Annotated in this window: 15 protein-coding genes; 5 read left to right on the top strand and 10 right to left on the bottom strand. The window is 54.7% G+C overall.

Features of this window, described 5'->3' with window-relative positions:
• Positions 1-173: 173 nt before the first annotated feature.
• A complete protein-coding gene (locus ACI512_RS31255) occupies positions 174-494 on the bottom strand; it encodes an antitoxin Xre/MbcA/ParS toxin-binding domain-containing protein (RefSeq protein ID WP_405121496.1) in 321 nt (106 codons plus the stop codon).
• A gap of 227 nt (positions 495-721) precedes the next feature.
• Positions 722-1225, bottom strand: a complete 504-nt coding sequence (locus tag ACI512_RS31260) for a hypothetical protein (RefSeq protein WP_405121498.1) — start codon at positions 1223-1225, stop codon at positions 722-724.
• 36 nt (positions 1226-1261) lie between these two features.
• Here ACI512_RS31260 and ACI512_RS31265 point away from each other — a divergent pair, with 36 nt between their 5' ends.
• Positions 1262-1543, top strand: coding sequence for a helix-turn-helix domain-containing protein (locus ACI512_RS31265; protein ID WP_405121499.1), 282 nt, complete (start codon positions 1262-1264; stop codon positions 1541-1543).
• 804 nt (positions 1544-2347) lie between these two features.
• Here ACI512_RS31265 and ACI512_RS31270 read toward each other — a convergent pair.
• The 5 genes from ACI512_RS31270 to hrpB all read right to left on the bottom strand — a co-directional run bounded on the left by ACI512_RS31270 (position 2348) and on the right by hrpB (position 10884).
• On the bottom strand, positions 2348-2758 hold the full coding sequence (locus tag ACI512_RS31270) for a hypothetical protein (RefSeq protein ID WP_405121501.1): 411 nt from the start codon (positions 2756-2758) through the stop codon (positions 2348-2350).
• A gap of 2 nt (positions 2759-2760) precedes the next feature.
• Complete coding sequence (locus ACI512_RS31275) at positions 2761-4590, bottom strand: integrase (RefSeq protein ID WP_405121502.1); 1830 nt, start codon at positions 4588-4590, stop codon at positions 2761-2763.
• A 218-nt stretch (positions 4591-4808) separates the two neighbouring features.
• Positions 4809-6734, bottom strand: coding sequence for a hypothetical protein (locus tag ACI512_RS31280; RefSeq protein WP_405121504.1), 1926 nt, complete (start codon positions 6732-6734; stop codon positions 4809-4811).
• Positions 6727-8196 carry a site-specific integrase gene (locus tag ACI512_RS31285; protein WP_405121506.1) on the bottom strand — a complete coding sequence of 490 codons (1470 nt, stop codon included), beginning with the start codon at positions 8194-8196 and terminating at the stop codon, positions 6727-6729. Before ACI512_RS31285 ends, ACI512_RS31280 begins: the two co-directional genes overlap by 8 nt.
• A 195-nt stretch (positions 8197-8391) precedes the next feature.
• Positions 8392-10884, bottom strand: coding sequence for an ATP-dependent helicase HrpB (gene hrpB, locus ACI512_RS31290; protein WP_405121508.1), 2493 nt, complete (start codon positions 10882-10884; stop codon positions 8392-8394).
• 124 nt (positions 10885-11008) lie between these two features.
• Between hrpB and ACI512_RS31295 the strand changes: the two genes are divergently transcribed.
• A complete protein-coding gene (locus tag ACI512_RS31295) occupies positions 11009-11428 on the top strand; it encodes a hypothetical protein (RefSeq protein WP_010206751.1) in 420 nt (139 codons plus the stop codon).
• Between the two features lie 9 nt (positions 11429-11437).
• Positions 11438-12331 carry a cation diffusion facilitator family transporter gene (locus tag ACI512_RS31300; protein ID WP_236381013.1) on the top strand — a complete coding sequence of 298 codons (894 nt, stop codon included), beginning with the start codon at positions 11438-11440 and terminating at the stop codon, positions 12329-12331.
• On the opposite strand, the gene ACI512_RS31305 is transcribed toward ACI512_RS31300, so the two are convergent.
• On the bottom strand, positions 12328-13401 hold the full coding sequence (locus ACI512_RS31305; protein ID WP_231810345.1) for a DUF6515 family protein: 1074 nt from the start codon (positions 13399-13401) through the stop codon (positions 12328-12330). The genes ACI512_RS31300 and ACI512_RS31305 overlap by 4 nt on opposite strands.
• A gap of 397 nt (positions 13402-13798) precedes the next feature.
• On the opposite strand from ACI512_RS31305, the gene ACI512_RS31310 reads away from it, so the two are divergent.
• Positions 13799-14278: an Lrp/AsnC family transcriptional regulator gene (locus ACI512_RS31310; RefSeq protein WP_003176264.1), complete on the top strand. Its 480-nt coding sequence runs from the start codon at positions 13799-13801 to the stop codon at positions 14276-14278.
• Between the two features lie 199 nt (positions 14279-14477).
• The gene (locus tag ACI512_RS31315) at positions 14478-14687 is read left to right on the top strand and encodes a DUF2788 domain-containing protein (protein WP_025999909.1); all 210 of its coding nucleotides are present in this window, start codon (positions 14478-14480) and stop codon (positions 14685-14687) included.
• Here ACI512_RS31315 and ACI512_RS31320 read toward each other — a convergent pair.
• Together ACI512_RS31320 and amn are read right to left on the bottom strand one after the other, a co-directional pair.
• Entirely contained in the window at positions 14682-15317 is a 636-nt protein-coding gene (locus ACI512_RS31320) for a pseudouridine synthase (RefSeq protein WP_236381012.1), read from the bottom strand. The genes ACI512_RS31315 and ACI512_RS31320 overlap by 6 nt on opposite strands.
• Positions 15318-15388: 71 nt before the next feature.
• Complete coding sequence (amn, locus tag ACI512_RS31325; RefSeq protein ID WP_162471075.1) at positions 15389-16861, bottom strand: AMP nucleosidase; 1473 nt, start codon at positions 16859-16861, stop codon at positions 15389-15391.
• Positions 16862-17038 lie beyond the last annotated feature (177 nt).

Below are 17038 nucleotides of genomic sequence, written 5' to 3' on the forward strand. Positions count from 1 at the left end.
ATCGCTAAAGCCCCTTCATACCAGCTTGCCGGTATGCTCCAGACTAGGTAGAGCTGCCGAAGTTCGCAGTCAGTAAAGGGTGGTCCATAGGGCAGCAAGGTGGAAAAACAGATATCCAAAATCTCACGCCACGTCTGGTCGCCGCCCGTCGCAACTACATTGGCTTGGCGACGTTATGTATAGACCCCGTACTCGATTCGAGTCAGAAGATTCTTCACCAAAGTGCACCCAGTTTGCGTTGCTATCAGATCGCACGGCGCATGCCCGTCCAGGCCAAAAGCTTCTCGTTCTAGCCAATTTTCGGCCGACCGACGGCTACCAAGTACCCGTTCAGCCATATCTAGAATCTCCCTGCACCTGACAAGATAGCTCCGATATTCACTACTCCAGCACTCGACTGGAGCTTGGAAGCTGAGCGCTAAAGCTGGTGAGTCGTCCATTCCTACTGCCTCGAAAATATCTGGGTATGCTAGACGCGTGCAGCTGTCCAGCATGCTTGGGTGTGTTTGTGTTGATTGATTCCGTATTCAGTTTGATACGTCATTTCACTTCCTGCTCATGGTTACAAAGGCCTGAATGTTGCCATCACCACACAGCTATGACGCTAGTTGAGTGAACCGAACAGCCGTAATGGCCATCGCACCAGTCCACCTCCGAGTGATCGGCCAAGCAACGAGATTCGCGATGAATCATCCTCAGGGCCAAGTCGACAAGATTCGGTTTACCCACACGTACGTAGATGCCGCTCCGCCGAAAAAATTATTTCAGCAGTTTTGAGACCACCGCACGTGCTCTCGTGCTGAATGCTGTAGCAGGCGCCCCCTTCAACTTTGTAGATGTAACCCGCCAAATTGTTCGTGTCCCCTTCCGCAAGGCTCACCTCTACAAGTGGCTCCATCACCCAGCTTTTTTCGCCCCTCAGGTAGCCAGGAGATACGAGATAGGCTTGAGAAAACCAAGAGTGATCATCCAGTTCCAAAAGCATCCGCTGAAGTATCGGAACTGTCGGAACCATAAGCATGCTACCTACAACGTCGTCACCGTAGTCCCGCACCAGTTCCATGTAAAACCACGGAAAATGCATCTCGAGCTCAACATACTGCCAGTGCTGAACTCGCGCCCCCTCAAAAACGTGTTCTGGAAATAGCTCAGCGGCACTATGCGTTTTAAACACGGAAAATTCCCCCAAAATATTAACAATAGTTAATGGAGGTCTGGCGTTCAAGGCGGCTTCATCATTCCTTTTGCGGGGATGAGAAAAATGGAGCTAAAACAGGCGTTTGGTATGGCGTTGAGAGAGATGAGAAAATCTCGTCATCTGAGTCAAGAGGATTTCGGAGGCTTGAGCAGCCAAACCTACCTTAGCCAACTGGAGGGTGGCGGAAAGGGGCCAACCCTTGAAAAAGTGGACGCACTCGCCTCTGTCATGGACGTTCATCCGTTGACGGTTCTGATGCGCTGTTACCTTCTGCTGGATGACACTGCCACATTAGATTCTTTAATCACTCGCATTCGCGAAGAGTTGTCGATAACCGAAAACTGACCCAGTAAAGGCTGGGCCGGTTTTCAATCAGCGCCAACAGATGGTGTATCCGTAGCGCTCGACGGCATGTAAACCGCTTGCGGTGCCAGCCTGATCGCGAGTATTCCCAACGGCAACGCCGATAGTTGAGAATTGCCGAAGGCATTTTTGACCGAAGCTACTCCGGTAGCCCTGATTTCCATCGATAGGAATGGAACCTACTCAATGACCTGCCTCGCTTCGTTGCTGCTCGGTATACCCGACATAGATCATTGTTTCAAAATTCCTGGAAATTTAATACTTTCTGGAAGGAACACGTTACTGTGCTCAGGCTCACGGTACAGTCATCATCGATGCTGATGTGGCAGAGCGGGGTGAATGACCTGTTCGCGGGTGCTCCAAAGGAAATGAGTTGATGACAAGTGGTCTTTCGCGAACCACAGCAGTAGTCGATTATGGCTCATTACTGTCACGCCGATATTGGGAGTTCAGTTTTGTGATGCATCGCTGCATCACAATACCGCGTTTAGGCTTGTGCTTACTGTGGAATGGGCGTAATCGTTGGGGCCCGCATTGAGCCAAGGAGCGCTAGCCCAATTTTCCTCTATGTCTTCGAAGAACGGTCCGCTGTTGCTCCAAAACGCAAACTATCTCTAATAAAAGCCCTATTTTGCGTAGCAGACAGCAACGGCGCCGACTAGCGACCAGTAAATATGAGTCCGCCAAGCGCTTACCCGCTTAACCAATGCCTCTCTATCGGGTTGGTTGCCATAAACGACTCGGGGAGAGCCCCCTGACTTCGCCGGGCGTTTACACTGAATCGAATTAATTTATTCTATAAACATGACTCTCTTCAGCTTCAAGCTTCCGAACACGCTCCCATAGCTGAAGATTCTGAGTCAAAACTTTATCACGCAATTCATTAGCCATAACGAGCCTTACCTCTAGTGCTGCCAATTTACGTTCAAGATATGCAACCCTGTCAGCATTGGTAGATTTCGGGTTATTGGAGGATTCCTCTCGCAACGACTGTATTTTTGCGATTAATGGTAAGTGCGAATTACGGTTTTTTTTGAGATAGCCGGGGTCAAAACCAGCTTCTCGGCTCACAGCTCCCGCAGTTAGCTTAGACAGGGGTAAGCCAACGTGCTCGGCGACGTGGGGTTTACCAGCCACTAGGCGCTGTAATGCCTCCTCGCAAATAATCAATCCTTTACCCGTAGATTTCTGTTTCATTATTAAAGTTCCACCAAGTCAACAAGACGACTCTTGAAAGCATGCATTCGCTCAACTTCACTTTTGACAATCTGGTACTCGCCCGACCCCTCCGCGTATAAAGTTAGCTCCTGTTTTGCAGCTTCAATGGCAGCTATCAATTTTTTAGGTTTAATTACGGCTGCCTCGCAAACTAAACACTCACTGTAATCACCCAACAGGTAAAAATCACAACGACCTACCTTTGAACATCCACCAAGCAACGTTGGACGGTAGCTGATAGCTCCATCCTTGACACGCTGCAAAGTCTCGGCTCGAATATCTTCAATATGAATTGCACCTGATTCGAGTCGCTGCTTCTGTTTTTGCACATACGAGCCAGTACCGCCAAATAATGGCTCCTCACTGAAAAGCAGATCAGCGATTAATTGATTTGCGACAGACATAGGCATAGCCATCTGAAGCTCAAATGCGAAATGACTCGACGGCAAAACAAAATCTTTTTTTTCAGGATCGTAATAGCCGAAAATCGTACGAAGATTTTCAAAGTTATTAGCGTAATATCGCGCCATCTGGATGGTCATATGCTTAAACTGGCTTCTCAACGCTGGCAACGAAACAAATCCGCTGCTGCTGCCATAGAATGCGAGCGAGCGTCTGAATTGATGACTAGTTAACGGCCATGAATTACCAATCGAATATATTGACTCATTATAAAAGTCACGACTAGGATCACTCTGAGCCAGTTCTAGCAGGTCCTCTGCCTGAATCCTCAAACCACGCAATGCATGCAATTGCGCACTTCGATTTTTAAACCGAGTAACATTGACCCCTTGAGTTTTCCGACTATAACCTACGATTGAAGGACTAAGAAATAGTGGGCAGCTAGCATCTACATTAACACCATATAGACTTGCAAGTCCTCTACAGACCGCCTGCGCCACTTCAACTGCCTTAATGACCTCTTCCGGGGCGTACCATGCACCGTCTTTTTTATACCCTGTAAATTTTGTCGTACTGGAGATTACCATTACGGTTAGGGGCTGATCGCGTACTAAACCGTGATCATCAATTACAGGTGGCCTAGCAATTTCCGAGGAAAGACAGGAATAAGACATGCGCATCACTTCCTGTTCACGCATACCGGTATATAGATGAATTACAGTTTTAGCCAAATGCTGAATTTTAAGCAAAACTGTCTGAACATCCTTTTTAAAATCGCAGCGGAATTCATCAACTAACACACTCTCCAGACCGTGTTCTCGGAGCGCTTGCGCCATGTCGGGCCGATAGTAGCTTTTTCCACCAAGCCCGCGACTTTTCTGGTTATGTAAGTTAATCCCGTAATGTTCGTCAGAAAACGCTTTGACGAAAGACTGATAAGATCCAATCCCTTCGTAAAGCTGATCTAGCAGATCTCCAACCACATTGATCAGATTCAAATATATTCGCGTTGGTATCACGGGATACTGTTTAGAGTCAGGCCTTCTTAGGTTTAAGCGGTTCGGATTTAATACGGTGTACCCAATCCGTTCTGGGCCAACACGCACTAACTGGGACAATAGTCCGGACAAAGCTGTTCTATCTGTTCCTGAAAATTGTTCGCGAACTGATGCAGCCATATAGACCGGATTAGAAAAAAGCTGTTGCAAAGACAATACGCCGACAATCGGTTTTTGCTTCTGGGCGTAACAAAATTGCATCGCCCCTCGAAGAACCCCCCAATACCTATAAAGTGTCGCAACACTAAGCTTGCCGAGCCGCCCACCTCCACCAAAGTAGATCAGACAATACAACAGATATTTCGCCTCTTCAACGAGTGCGTTCTGTTCGTCATTCTGATTGTCAAACACGATAAAGCATATCCTGCTAATCTTATTAGCTGACAACCTATAAGGATTGAAATCCCAAACGCTCTGTCCATATATAGCTGTTGGCTGACCCTTTGCGCTACGGCACAATACAAAATCAGCGCGAGGTTTAGAGATCTTTACCGGAGCATTATCTGGCTCACAAGCAACAGAAAAATTTCCACTACTAAAAAGACTACCTATCGACTCGACTCCTCGTCTCAAAATACTACCCCTATCTGTTCATAGCGACTCAAACGATTTTCCCAAAACGGGGTCAATATACCGTAGCTATAGACGTTCTCTCTGACGGCCTCGACCAAATGCAGAGTGGATGCGGAGCGTTCGCCAATAGCGCTAATTATGAAATCAATTCTTATCGACAAGTCCTTAAAGAGAGCGTCAGCATGCCCTGCGTCTGCGTTTACCTTTCGCACTGACTCAATTACATATTGCAAACTAAGGAGCTTGTGCAAATCTTCTTCATCGGAGTGACATATATAATGCGAACAGTATAAGCAGCCATACTGTGTTCTACAGTTTGGCTCGATAAGCGACGTGCCCAAGCTGCCTGAGACCGATGGTCGATTAAAGTCATCACAATGACCAGCCGCTGTTGAGATTGAATCGCCAGAATAAGTTTCACTGCGCTCACGAACTACATCAGCGGCATGGCGCACAGACTGCCAAAACAGACCAAATTCCGCTTCCTGCTGCTCCCATGTTGCCTCAGCATAGGTAGACAGATTAACGGCTTCGGTGTGATTCAGTGATTTAGAAACTGTAGCGGGAGATAAGCGAGCTGAATGCTGTACATTGCTTTTATGCTTTCGCATTTTTCGCGAAGATAGCTTCGGAACCTTAGGATCTAAAAAGACTCCTGAGATCGACTCATGAAATTTTTTCATCGTGCTCGACGCAGAAAACACTTCAAAATTTTTATTATTGTCTTGCACACTTTTACTCATAGCGAAAAATAAACTAGACACCTCTTTTCCATTCAAAATCCACTCACGAAGCTTGAGATACTGCCTTAGTAGCGGTAAACCATTGTGTCGACCTATATTATACAAAGTACCCTTCCCGCCAGCCCGAAACTTAATAGCTTTTAATTCTTTTTTGAGTGGAGACTTCTCAACCTCTATTGCCTCCTCATAGGTAAATTGAGAGAACTCAGTAGGTGAGGCCCCTGTAATTAACAAAAAAAGTCCGGCGTAGGCTTTTGCAGCGAGAGCGCTCAGATATAGTCGGTGCCAATGACGATTATTTTCATTAGCCGCATCAAGATTTTCTTGCGCGCTCAATACAGCACGGTTTGAATCAAATCTAACTATAGTTTTTCTGTCTAATTTTTTCTTCGCGGCCATATGCTCTTCCGGCGTCGCTACTCGCCGTTGAACGGGATTGTAAATTGCCGGAGGCATCTTAAACGGCCCAATCGCTCCGTGATTTGATGGAAATATTACAACTTCATAGTCCCGAATATTTACCACGCAAGGATAAGAGCTATTATTCAAAACAAAGTCGCTGCACTGCTGCGCAATTGCCAAGAAAACGTCTTTGTATAATTGCACATGAGCATCACTTGGCGTTGCAGAACCACTGGGAGCAAGAATTTTAACAACACCAGATAAAATATAGTGAAAGGTGTCAGGACATAACAACTCAATAATATTTACAGCACCATCTTGATATCCACTTGCAGTCAAGGGCTTGATCTCTCCAACCATGACCCTGTGATTGAGGTAAGACGTAAAATCTCGATACGCTCGCTGCGCGTGTACGTCACTTTCGAAAATCTCTTCATAACCATTACTATTTAACCATTCAACAAAATACTCCGAACGATAGCTCCAAGTCAAAATTGAAGACTCACGCATTACTGCGTAGCTCTCAAGCAGTCTCCTAATTAAATTTCGACGACCCTCAACAAATGAAGACTTAACTACCGGCGTCCCACTATCATCATGATTATTTATATTTTTCCCCCGTATAAAATATGCCAGACTGCCTACATCGATCGATTTTTTCTTTATTTTTTTTGACAATTGTAAGCGCAATCGCTCAGGCTCGAGGAATGGCTGCATAGCATCCGCGACTGTTATTACGCTTGTATCACGATGCTCCAAGTTTGCCGATTCACACATGCCGGCCATCCACTATCAGCACATCGTAACTACCATTAAATAGCTTATTTTCCCACAACTCTTGAGCACGAATTTTTTCATGCGTCATTTTAAACAACTTCAAATAACCCTCAGTAGTTTGCCGCGACTCATGATGCATTCGCTTTTGTATGAAATCTATATCATCACCCAAATGCATTAGCCCATCTCCGATTAAAACCTGAAGACGCTGATATAGCTGGTAAGCAAAGGTTGCTCGCAACCAGTGGTAAGAAAAATCGTCAGGAAAACCTGCTGGTATGTTTTTTAGTAACTTACGCTTTATCGTCTCCGTCACCTGGCCTGTTTGAGGTGACTTAGTCATAAAATATCTAGGATCAGATTTTGCCATATAGTAGCTATTACATTGATCAGATAAAAATAGGTAAACGTCATCCTCCTCAAATGATTGATCAGGAAAGAGCGCTCGCAGTCCGGCCAAAAATATGGTTTGCCTCTTCTTCATCGTAGGGCTGCTGGCCAGCACCATCAATTCTTCAGCTAGCTCTTTGGGGAAATATAGAGTCTGTGCCTTATCGTTTTTCGTATCGATGCCAGTCGATGGTCCTGCGTGCAATTTATAGGCACCTTCCGACAACAGCTTGGTTTCTTCGAAAGCTTTTAAATGTTTTAGGCGCATCGTTAAAACTGTTTGCTTGCGCGCACCAGTCATCAAGGACGCGAGAAGTATCAATCTCTCAATCGTGGACCAAACAGCACCGCCATTAATTGTTTCTAATAGCAGACGAAGCTCAGTATTGGTAAGTGGCCTTAAGTCTTCGCCGCCGTCTCTAACATAACCAATTTGAATTGCATTACTAGAAGGCGTGCGTCGAGTCTGACTACGCTTCATAACGTCAATTACCCGGGCTCCCCGCTGGGTCTGAATAACGAACTTAACTTGCTTAACCGTATCCACTCGCCTTATATCGAGCTGATGCCAATATTGAGATACGTACTTGTAAAAGTGATATACCACCGAAGTATATTGATTTATTACGCCACCACTTCGCTTTCCCAAAATCACCATATTGTTGAAATATTTATAGGTCGGGCGAAGAGGGGGGCGCGAGCCAGAAAAGTCCAACCAATCCAAGTTATTGGTCTCACAGAACAGAAGGTAATCGAGTAATTTACTGCCACGACGCCGGACCTCATCAGTTCGCCGCTCTGAAGGGGATTTTTCGCGCATACACCATAGAAGGTATGAGTTTGCTTCATGCCAAGGCTTGCCATTCGGATGAAGCAGGAATGGAACGTGGTAGAGATCGTCCGTATCCTCAGCGCCTGCCTCATTAACCTTATACACAACCTCCGAAGTCCCCCCTTCAAGCATTGAGCAGACAGCGCCAGGGATTTCTCGCGTGTATAGATCGGCGAAAGCATCTCGCGCGAGGGAGATGATTATCAGACGGCCTTCAAGATTTGGATTGGTGTAAGACATTGCTCACCTCGAATATGGGTGAGTTAACGTTAAAGGTCGGGGCGTCGCGATGCATCCCAAGTCGTTGCAGATTGTCCATACCCCTTGATTTTCGGGGCGCACGCAACGAATTCGACAGGTATGTTTTTTATGCAAGCACCATCAACTCTGTCAATGGTGCTCGTTATGGGAGAGCTTTCTAGTGAAAAGCGTCAATCACTTTTTGTTAAGCGATTCGACCCAAGGGTCCAACTTATGGAATAGCTTCGGGTACCGCCCCTTCAAATCCTTCTTCACCTCGGCATAGGTACTCCGCCAGAAGTTCGCCAAATCCTGCGTCACCTGCACCGGCCGACGCGCTGGGGACAGCAGGTGCAGCTTCACCACCTGGCGTCCGCCGGCAATGCGCGGTGTATCCGCCAGCCCGAACAATTCCTGCAAACGCACCGCCAGAATCGGCGGCTGCTCGCTGTAGTCCAGCCGCACCGACGAACCCGACGGCACTTTCACATGCTGCGGCGCCAGTTCGTCCAGGCGCTGGGGCAGCGGCCAGGGCAGCAGGTTGTGCAGGAAGCTGGAGATATCCAGGCTGGCGAAGTGGCTCAGTCGCGAGACTTTGCCCAGGTAGGGCATCAGCCAGTGCTCGAGGCTGGCGAGCAACGTCTTGTCGCTGATGTCGGGCCATTCGCTGGTTTTACCGGCGTCCAACTGGCGTAGCAGCATGACGCGGGCCTGCCACTGGCGCAGCTCCGGCGTCCACGGCAGCAGTTCCAGGCCTTTGCGGCGCACCAGGTTGACCAGCGCCTGGCTGCGTGCGGATTCGTCGAGACCGGTCAACGGCTCACGGCTGAGCACCAATTCGCCGACTTTGCGTTGGCGTTCGGCGCGCAGCACGCCTTCGCGTTCATCCCAGTCCAACTGGTCGACGTTGCACACTTGTTCGGCGAGCACCGTGTCGAACAGCATCGGGTCAAAATCCGCCGCCAGGTAGATGCGTTCTTCACGCTGGCCCTGGCGACTGCCCAGGTCGGCGATGACCAGCCAGGGTTGCTTCATCAGGCTGTCAGCCTCGGCGAACACTGCAGCGCGGCCGTTGGCCAGGCGGTATTCGGCACCACCGGGGCGCCGTTGCTGGGCGACACGGTCCGGGTAGGCCAGGGCCAGCAAGGCACCGAGCCAGCGCGGGTGATCGGGGTCGGCAACGGGTTGAGCCGCCTGGCCTCTTAAGTAGCCACGATATTGTCGCGCCAGTTGCCTGGCCCGCTGCACGCCGCCTTGGGTGCCGCGTGCGCGCTCCTCGCCGGACAGAAGCGCCAGCCGACTGTGCAAATCCGCACCGCCACCGCGCAAGATATCGCGCTCTCCCAGCAAGGCGGCCACGTCGCATGCGGTCGTCGCCAACCCGAGATCTTGCCCCCGCAGCAACAAATGGGCGATACGCGGATGGGCCGGCAGCTCGGCCATCTTCTGCCCATGGGCGGTAAGCGTGTCGTCATTCAAGGCGCCGAGGCGCTGCAACAAATCCTGAGCCTGGGCATACGCAGCGGTCGGCGGCACATCCAGCCATACCAACTGCGCAGGCGTGACGCCCCAGCGCGCCAACTGCAGCGCCAGGCCGGCCAGGTCGGCCGCCAGAATTTCCGCACTGCCGTACGCGGCCAACCCTTCATGCTGGTCCTCGGACCACAAGCGATAACACACCCCAGGTTCCAGGCGCCCTGCCCGGCCGGCGCGCTGGGTGGCGCTGGCGCGGGAGATACGTTGGGTGTCGAGGCGGGTCATGCCGCTGCCGGGGTCGAAACGCGGCACCCGCGCCAACCCGGCATCGATCACCACGCGCACGCCGTTGATGGTCAGGCTGGTCTCGGCGATGTTGGTCGCCAGCACGACTTTACGTTTGCCCGCGGGCGCCGGGTCGATGGCGGCGCGCTGGGCGTTGAGGTCGAGCTCGCCATGCAACGGGCACAGCAGCACATCGGTGCGATCGCCCAAGGCATCGGCCAACTGCTGGTTGACCCGGCGAATCTCCGCCTGCCCCGGCAAGAACACCAGCACGCTGCCGGTTTCGTCATGCAGGGCTTCGAGGATCGTTTGCACCACACGCGGCTCGACGAATTCACCCGGCTGGTACGGCCGCCCCCAGCGCATCTGCACCGGGAACATGCGCCCTTCGCTGCGCAGGATCGGCGCGTCATCCAGCAGGCTGGCCAGGCGTTCGCCTTCGAGGGTGGCGGACATCAGCAGGATTTTCAGCGGTTGCTCATCGCGAAACAGCTCGCGGCCGTTCAGGCTCAGGGCCAGCGCCAGGTCGGCATCAAGGCTGCGTTCGTGGAATTCATCGAAGATCAGCAGGCCCACGCCGTCCAGCGCCGGGTCGTCCTGCAGGCGGCGGGTGAGGATGCCTTCGGTGACCACTTCGATGCGGGTGTTGGGGCCGACTTTGCTGTCCAGGCGGATGCGATAGCCGACGGTTTCACCGACCTTCTCGCCCAACTCGCTGGCCAAGCGTTCGGCCGCCGCACGGGCGGCGAGACGACGGGGTTCGAGCATCAGGATGGTCTGCCCGGCCAGCCATGGCTCATTCAACAACGCCAACGGCACACGGGTGGTTTTACCGGCGCCGGGCGGCGCTTCCAGCACGGCCTCATGGCGAATCGCCAAGGCGTCACGCAGGGCGGGTAAAACATCATCAATCGGCAACGAATTCATACTGGCTCCAAAGCAGAGCGGCGAGTATAACGGCGAACTGCCGAGTGCCGACGATGGTCTCAAGGCCATTGCCATAAGACCGTTGCTATATAGTCCCGTATCAACCGTGTTCAGGAGAGTTTCCATGCGTATCGCTTCCCGTGTCATCGGCGGTGTCCTCGCCGTCACCCTGCTGAGCCAACTGACGGCTTGCGGCTCAATTTTCTACCCCGACCGCCGTGGCCAGATCGACGGCAAGATCGACCCGACGATTGCCGTGCTCGATGCCGTGGGCCTGCTGTTTTATGTGATCCCTGGCCTGATCGCGTTTGGCGTGGACTTCGCTACCGGCGCAATCTATTTCGAACCGGGCAAGACCGCCCAGGTCGACCCGCAAAAACTCCACGAAGCCATTGGCGCCGACGGCAAGGTCGACAACGCCAAACTGCAAAGCATCATCCAGAAAGAAACCGGCCGCAGCCTGCCGCTCGACGACCCGCGCATGATCCAGTTCAAGGGCAGCGTGCAACAGCTTGCCAGCCTGGGCCTGCAACCCGCCGCTTAAGGACCGTCTATGACCATCAGCCCCGAACACGCCAGGCTCCTGCGCCTGGCCACCCGCGCGTCGGTGGGCGTGGCCTGTGCACTGATTATCACCAAGGCCATCGCCTGGTGGCTCAGCGGCTCGGTGAGCATGCTCGCCGGCTTGACCGACTCCCTGCTGGACGGCGTGACTTCGCTGCTGAACCTGGTCGCGGTGCATTACGCCCTGCGCCCGGCCGATGACGATCACCGTTACGGGCATGGCAAGGCCGAGTCGCTGTCGGGCATGGCCCAGGCGCTGTTTATCGGCGGCAGTGCGGTATTGATCGCGTTCCAGGCCTACGAGCGCCTGCAACATCCAGAGCCGGTGGGCGCGCCGTGGTTAAGCATTGGCGTGATCATCTTTTCCCTGGTACTGACGGTGGCGCTGTTGATGCTGCAACACCGGGTGATCCGCGAAACCGGCTCCAACGCCGTGCGTGCGGACTCGCTGCACTACCGCTCCGACTTGATGCTCAACGGCAGCATTCTCGTGGCACTGGTGCTGGCGGGCATGGGCTTTCATCAAGTCGACGCCTGGTTTGGCCTGGGCATCGCCGCCTACATTTTGTGGAGCGCGATCCAGATCGCCCGGGAAAGCTTTGCGGTGCTGATGGATGAAGAGCTGCCGCCGGACGTCAGCCAGCACATGCTGGAACTGGCCCGTGGCGTACCCGGGGTGTTGGGTGCGCATGATTTGCGCACGCGGATTTCCGGCAGCCACTGGTTTGTGCAACTGCACCTGGAACTGCCGGGTGAATTGACGCTGTCAGTGGCCCACGGCATCAGCGACCAGGCCGCCGATGCCATTCACAAAGCCTACCCGCGCGCCGAAGTGCTGGTGCACGCCGACCCGCGGGAAGTGGTCACGGGCAATAAAGCCTAGTACTGCACCTGATAACCGCGACTGCTCAGGCAGTTGCCCTGGGCCTGGCGGTAGGTTTGCACCACCGCCGGGTCGGGGGCGTAGGTCACTTGCTGCGGGTCGAAACCACTTTGCTGCACCGCCCAGCGATAACAGTCATAACCGTCCTGCTGCACCTGGGCTGGTGACTGGCCGTTGGCGGGATACGCCACCACGTCATAGCCATTACCTTGCGGCGCAGGCTGTGGCGACGGCACGGCGGTCGGCGGTTGCACCACCACGTACTGCTGGGAGCTGCTTTCGTAGGTGTAGTAAGAGCCCGCGGCGAGGAAGAACAGCGCACTGCCTATCCACACTTCACGCGCATAGTCCGGCAGGGAATGCACGCGGATGCCATACGGCGGCGTCACCACCACATAACGTGGGCCTTGCGGGCGGTACCAGTAGCCGCCCGAGTAGAAGTAATCCTGGCCACGGTAAGGCACGCGGTAATTATGATCGGGGAAGCGGTCGACCACGTAGCCGGGGCGATGTTGCGGGCCTGGGCCCCAGCCATTGCCGTGCCCGTCGGGGCGGCCTGGCCAGCGGTTGTCACCGGGGCGAGAGCCTGGGCCGCCGGCTTCCCAGTGCGAGTTGCCATCATTGCGTCGAGGGATGTCGCGGTAATAACCCTGCCGGGGTTCCTGGGTCTGGCGCACGGTGTCGGGGCGACTCTGGATCGGCAGGTTATTCGACGGTTGCGGTTGCGGCGGTTGCACCGGTCGCCCCTGCTCATTGCCTTGGGGGCGCCCCTGCCATTGGCCACCACCATTCTGGCCACCGCGATCAAAATGCTGATTCTGTGGGCGCGGCTGATTGTTTTCGGGCCGGGCCTGAGTGTTTTCCGGCCGTTGCGGGGCATTTTGCGGGCGCGGTGGGTTGTTCTGCGGACGCGGCTGTTCATTTCCACCAGGCCGACCGCCCTCCGGCCCTCTTTCATGCTGACCACCGCCGTCACCGCGCGGTGCGTTGTCACGCTCGTCAGCGACTGCCTGGGCGCCAACGGTGACCATCAGCAAACCTACACCTGCCAAACGCCAGATGCGCTTCATGCTATTCCTCACTGCGGATTAGGGCCTGTCCATGAGACTGGAAAAGCCAGGCCCGGTTCTCGCACAGGTTATCAGCAGGCAAAAGAAAAGGGGTGACCCGTCGGCCACCCCTTGAGAACTTCGTCCTGGCTCAACGCTTTTGACGTTGGCTCACCTCACGCCGTCTTGTGGACAGTGTGCAGCCTGGAGGCCGGCTCAACCCTGCTGGGGTGGCGGCCGCAGCAGGCCTGATTGGGCGAGCTGCTGTGGACTGTTGTCCAGGCGGTGATTCTGTTGATAAAGATACCCGCCTGCGCCCGACAGATGATTGCGAAGATTGCGTCAATAAACAGTGCTTGCGCAATTTTTAACCCTTCATGGATAATTCACCGCAATAGTTACGACAAAGGCCATCCCAATGAGCAAGCTTGACCGATACGACCTGAGTATTTTGGCGGAATTGCAGCGCGACGCGAGGATCTCCAACCAAGAGTTGGCCGAACGCATCGGCTTGTCGCCGTCGCCGTGCTCGCGCCGGGTCAAGCAGTTGGAGGACGACGGCTACATCTCCCGTCAGGTCGCCTTGCTCGACCGCAAGATGCTCGGGCTGAGCCTGACGGCTTACGTGCTGATCGGCATGGACCGCCACACCCCCGAGCGCTTCGAGAATTTTGAAGCGGCGATCCGCACCCTGCCGCAGGTGCTGGAGTGCAGCTTGGTGACGGGGATGGATGCTGACTATCAGTTGAAAGTGGTGGTGCCGGACATGGATCACTACCAGAAACTGCTGCTGGGGCATTTGACCCGCATTGAAGGCGTGACCAGCGTGCGTTCCAGCTTTGTGCTCAATCAGGTATTGAACAGCACCGAACTGCCCCTGACCCACCTGCGCACTTAAGATCGGTGAAGGTCAAATGTGGGAGGGGGCTTGCCCCCGATGGCTGAGTGTCAGTCAGTTATTTATCAACTGACCCACCGCTATCGGGGGCAAGCCCCCTCCCACATTTGGATTGCACTTCGATCCAGGTCAATGTTGCGTCTGTAACGCTGCCGTATACTTCCCGCCTGCCCTGTCGGAAAAATACCCCGTGAACAACATCGACCCCGCCCTCTTCGAAGAATGGATGATGACCGGCCTGGTCACGATCCTGATCATTTTCATGGGCTTTATCGTTTGGGACCTGGCGAAGAAGTCCAAGGCCGGGCGCTTTGGCTCGTTCATCCTGTTCTTCGTACTGGGCCTGGGCGTGGCCGCGTTCATCATCAAGAGCGTGGTGATCGGCCTGATCGAGTCCGGCGCTTTATAAGTGCGCCGGCACTTCTTTCCATTGGCCCTGATCCAGGCCATCGATTGTCCAATCGCCAATTCGTACACGCACCAGGCGCAACGTGGGCAGGCCCACGGCCGCCGTCATACGCCGCACCTGGCGGTTACGTCCTTCACGAATCACCAATTCCAACCAATGGGTCGGCACGCTTTTGCGAAAGCGCACGGGCGGGTTACGTGGCCATAACGCCGGTTCTTCCAACAGCCGCGCTTCGGCGGGCAAGGTCTTGCCGTCGTTAAGCGCTACGCCGTCGCGCAAGCGTTGCAGCTGCTCTTCGGTGGGCTCGCCTTCCACTTGCACCCAGTAGGTTTTCGCCAGTTTGTGCTTGGGGTCGGCAATCCGCGCTTGCAACTGGCCGTCGTTGGTCAGCAGCAACAGGCCTTCGCTGTCACGGTCCAGGCGGCCCGCCGGGTAGATACCGGGGATGTCGATAAAATCCTTGAGGGTCGCGCGCCCGCCTTCGTCGCTGAACTGGGTCAGCACATCGAACGGCTTATTGAACAGGATCAACTTCGGCTCGGCCGGTGGTGCCTTGGCGACACGCCGCGCAGCGGAATACGGGGGTTTCACACCAGGGCGGCGTGAATCGGGACGGGAGGGACGGGACATGGCAAAGGAACATCTAACGGTCAGGACCGACAATGCTAGTGGCCTGACCGTTAAATAACCATCCCAACCGCTTAGCGGAACGGCGGTTCGTCGAAGCTGCGCAGTTTGCGCGAGTGCAGCGAGTTAAGTTCGGTACGCAGCAAATCCACGGCCTCAATGCCGATCTTCAAGTGCTGGCTCACCGCACGCTCATAGAACGCGTTGGCCGAACCCGGCAGCTTGATTTCGCTGTGCAGCGGTTTGTCCGACACACACAGCAACGTGCCGTACGGCACCCGCAGGCGATAACCCTGGGCCGCGATGGTGCCGCTTTCCATGTCCACGGCGACGGCGCGGGACAGGTTGATCAGCGGGCGCTCCTGGGCCCAGCGCAGTTCCCAGTTACGGTCGTCGTAGGTCAATACGGTGCCGGTGCGCAGGCGTTTTTTCAGCTCTTCGCCTTTTTCGCCGGTGACATTGGCCGCCGCCTGCTGCAAGGCCATCTGCACTTCGGCCAAGGCCGGGATCGGGATATTCGGCGGCACCACCCGGTCGAGAATCCCGTCGCGGCGCATGTAGGCGTGGGCCAGTACGTAATCGCCGATAGTCTGGGATTGGCGCAGTCCGCCGCAGTGGCCGATCATCAGCCAGCAATGCGGGCGCAGCACCGCCAAGTGGTCGGTGATGTTCTTGGCGTTGGACGGGCCGACGCCGATATTCACCAGGGTCACACCGTGGCCATCAGTGGCTTGCAGGTGATAGGCCGGCATCTGGTAACGGTGCCACACCACGCCTGCGGCAATCGCCGACGCTTCGCCGTGGTCCATGGCCTTGTCGATCACCACGTTGCCCGGCAGCACCATGCGGATAAAGCGCGGGTCGCTGCGCAGTTGCTCCAGGCCATGCAGGATGAACTGGTCGACATAACGGTGGTAGTTGGTCAGCAGGATCCACGGCTGTACATGGCGCCAGTCACTGCCGGTGTAATGCACCAGGCGACGCAACGAGAAATCCACGCGGGCAGCATCGAACAGCGCCAGGGGCAGCGGGTCGGTGTTTTCCCAATCGTAGAGGCCATCGGCGATGCCATCGGTGGCGGCCGACAGGTCGGTGCTGGGGAACACACGCGCCAGGGTCGCAGCGGTCACGCCGGAGCCGGCCAGTTCGTCGCCCTGCTCCACCACGTACGGGTACGGGATGTTCTGCTGGCTGACGCCGACTTCCACCGTCACGGTGAAGTCGTGCATCAGCGGCACCAGTTGTTCCAGCAGGTACTTACGAAACGCTGCAGGATGGGTGACGGTGACGCTGTAGGTCCCCGGCAACTGGACCTTGGCATAGGCGCGGGTGGTCTGAGGGACTTCGCCGTGGCAGTGGTAGGTCAGGCGCAGTTCCGGGTAGCGAAACAGCGCACGTTGTGCGGCGTCGGGCTCGACGCGGTCTTTGAGGTATTGCTTGAGGGCTTGATTGAGCGCGCCGGTAGCACGCTCATGCAGAGCCGCCAGCCGATCGACGGCCTCTTCGGCGGTTTGAACGACAACAAAAGCTTCGGTCACGGTAAGCATCCTGTGTTCTGACTTGCAGGCCTTTATCTTGCCTGTATCCCGGCCGCACCGAAACACCAGAGTTGGAATGCAGTAAATGTGGGAGGGGGCTTGCCTCCGATAGCTGACTGTCAGCCAACACCTCTATCGCTGACAAACCGCTATCGGGGGCAAGCCCCCTCCCACATTTTTACCGCA

Source organism: Pseudomonas petroselini (assembly GCF_045037875.1).
In the GTDB taxonomy this organism is placed as follows: domain Bacteria; phylum Pseudomonadota; class Gammaproteobacteria; order Pseudomonadales; family Pseudomonadaceae; genus Aquipseudomonas; species Aquipseudomonas petroselini.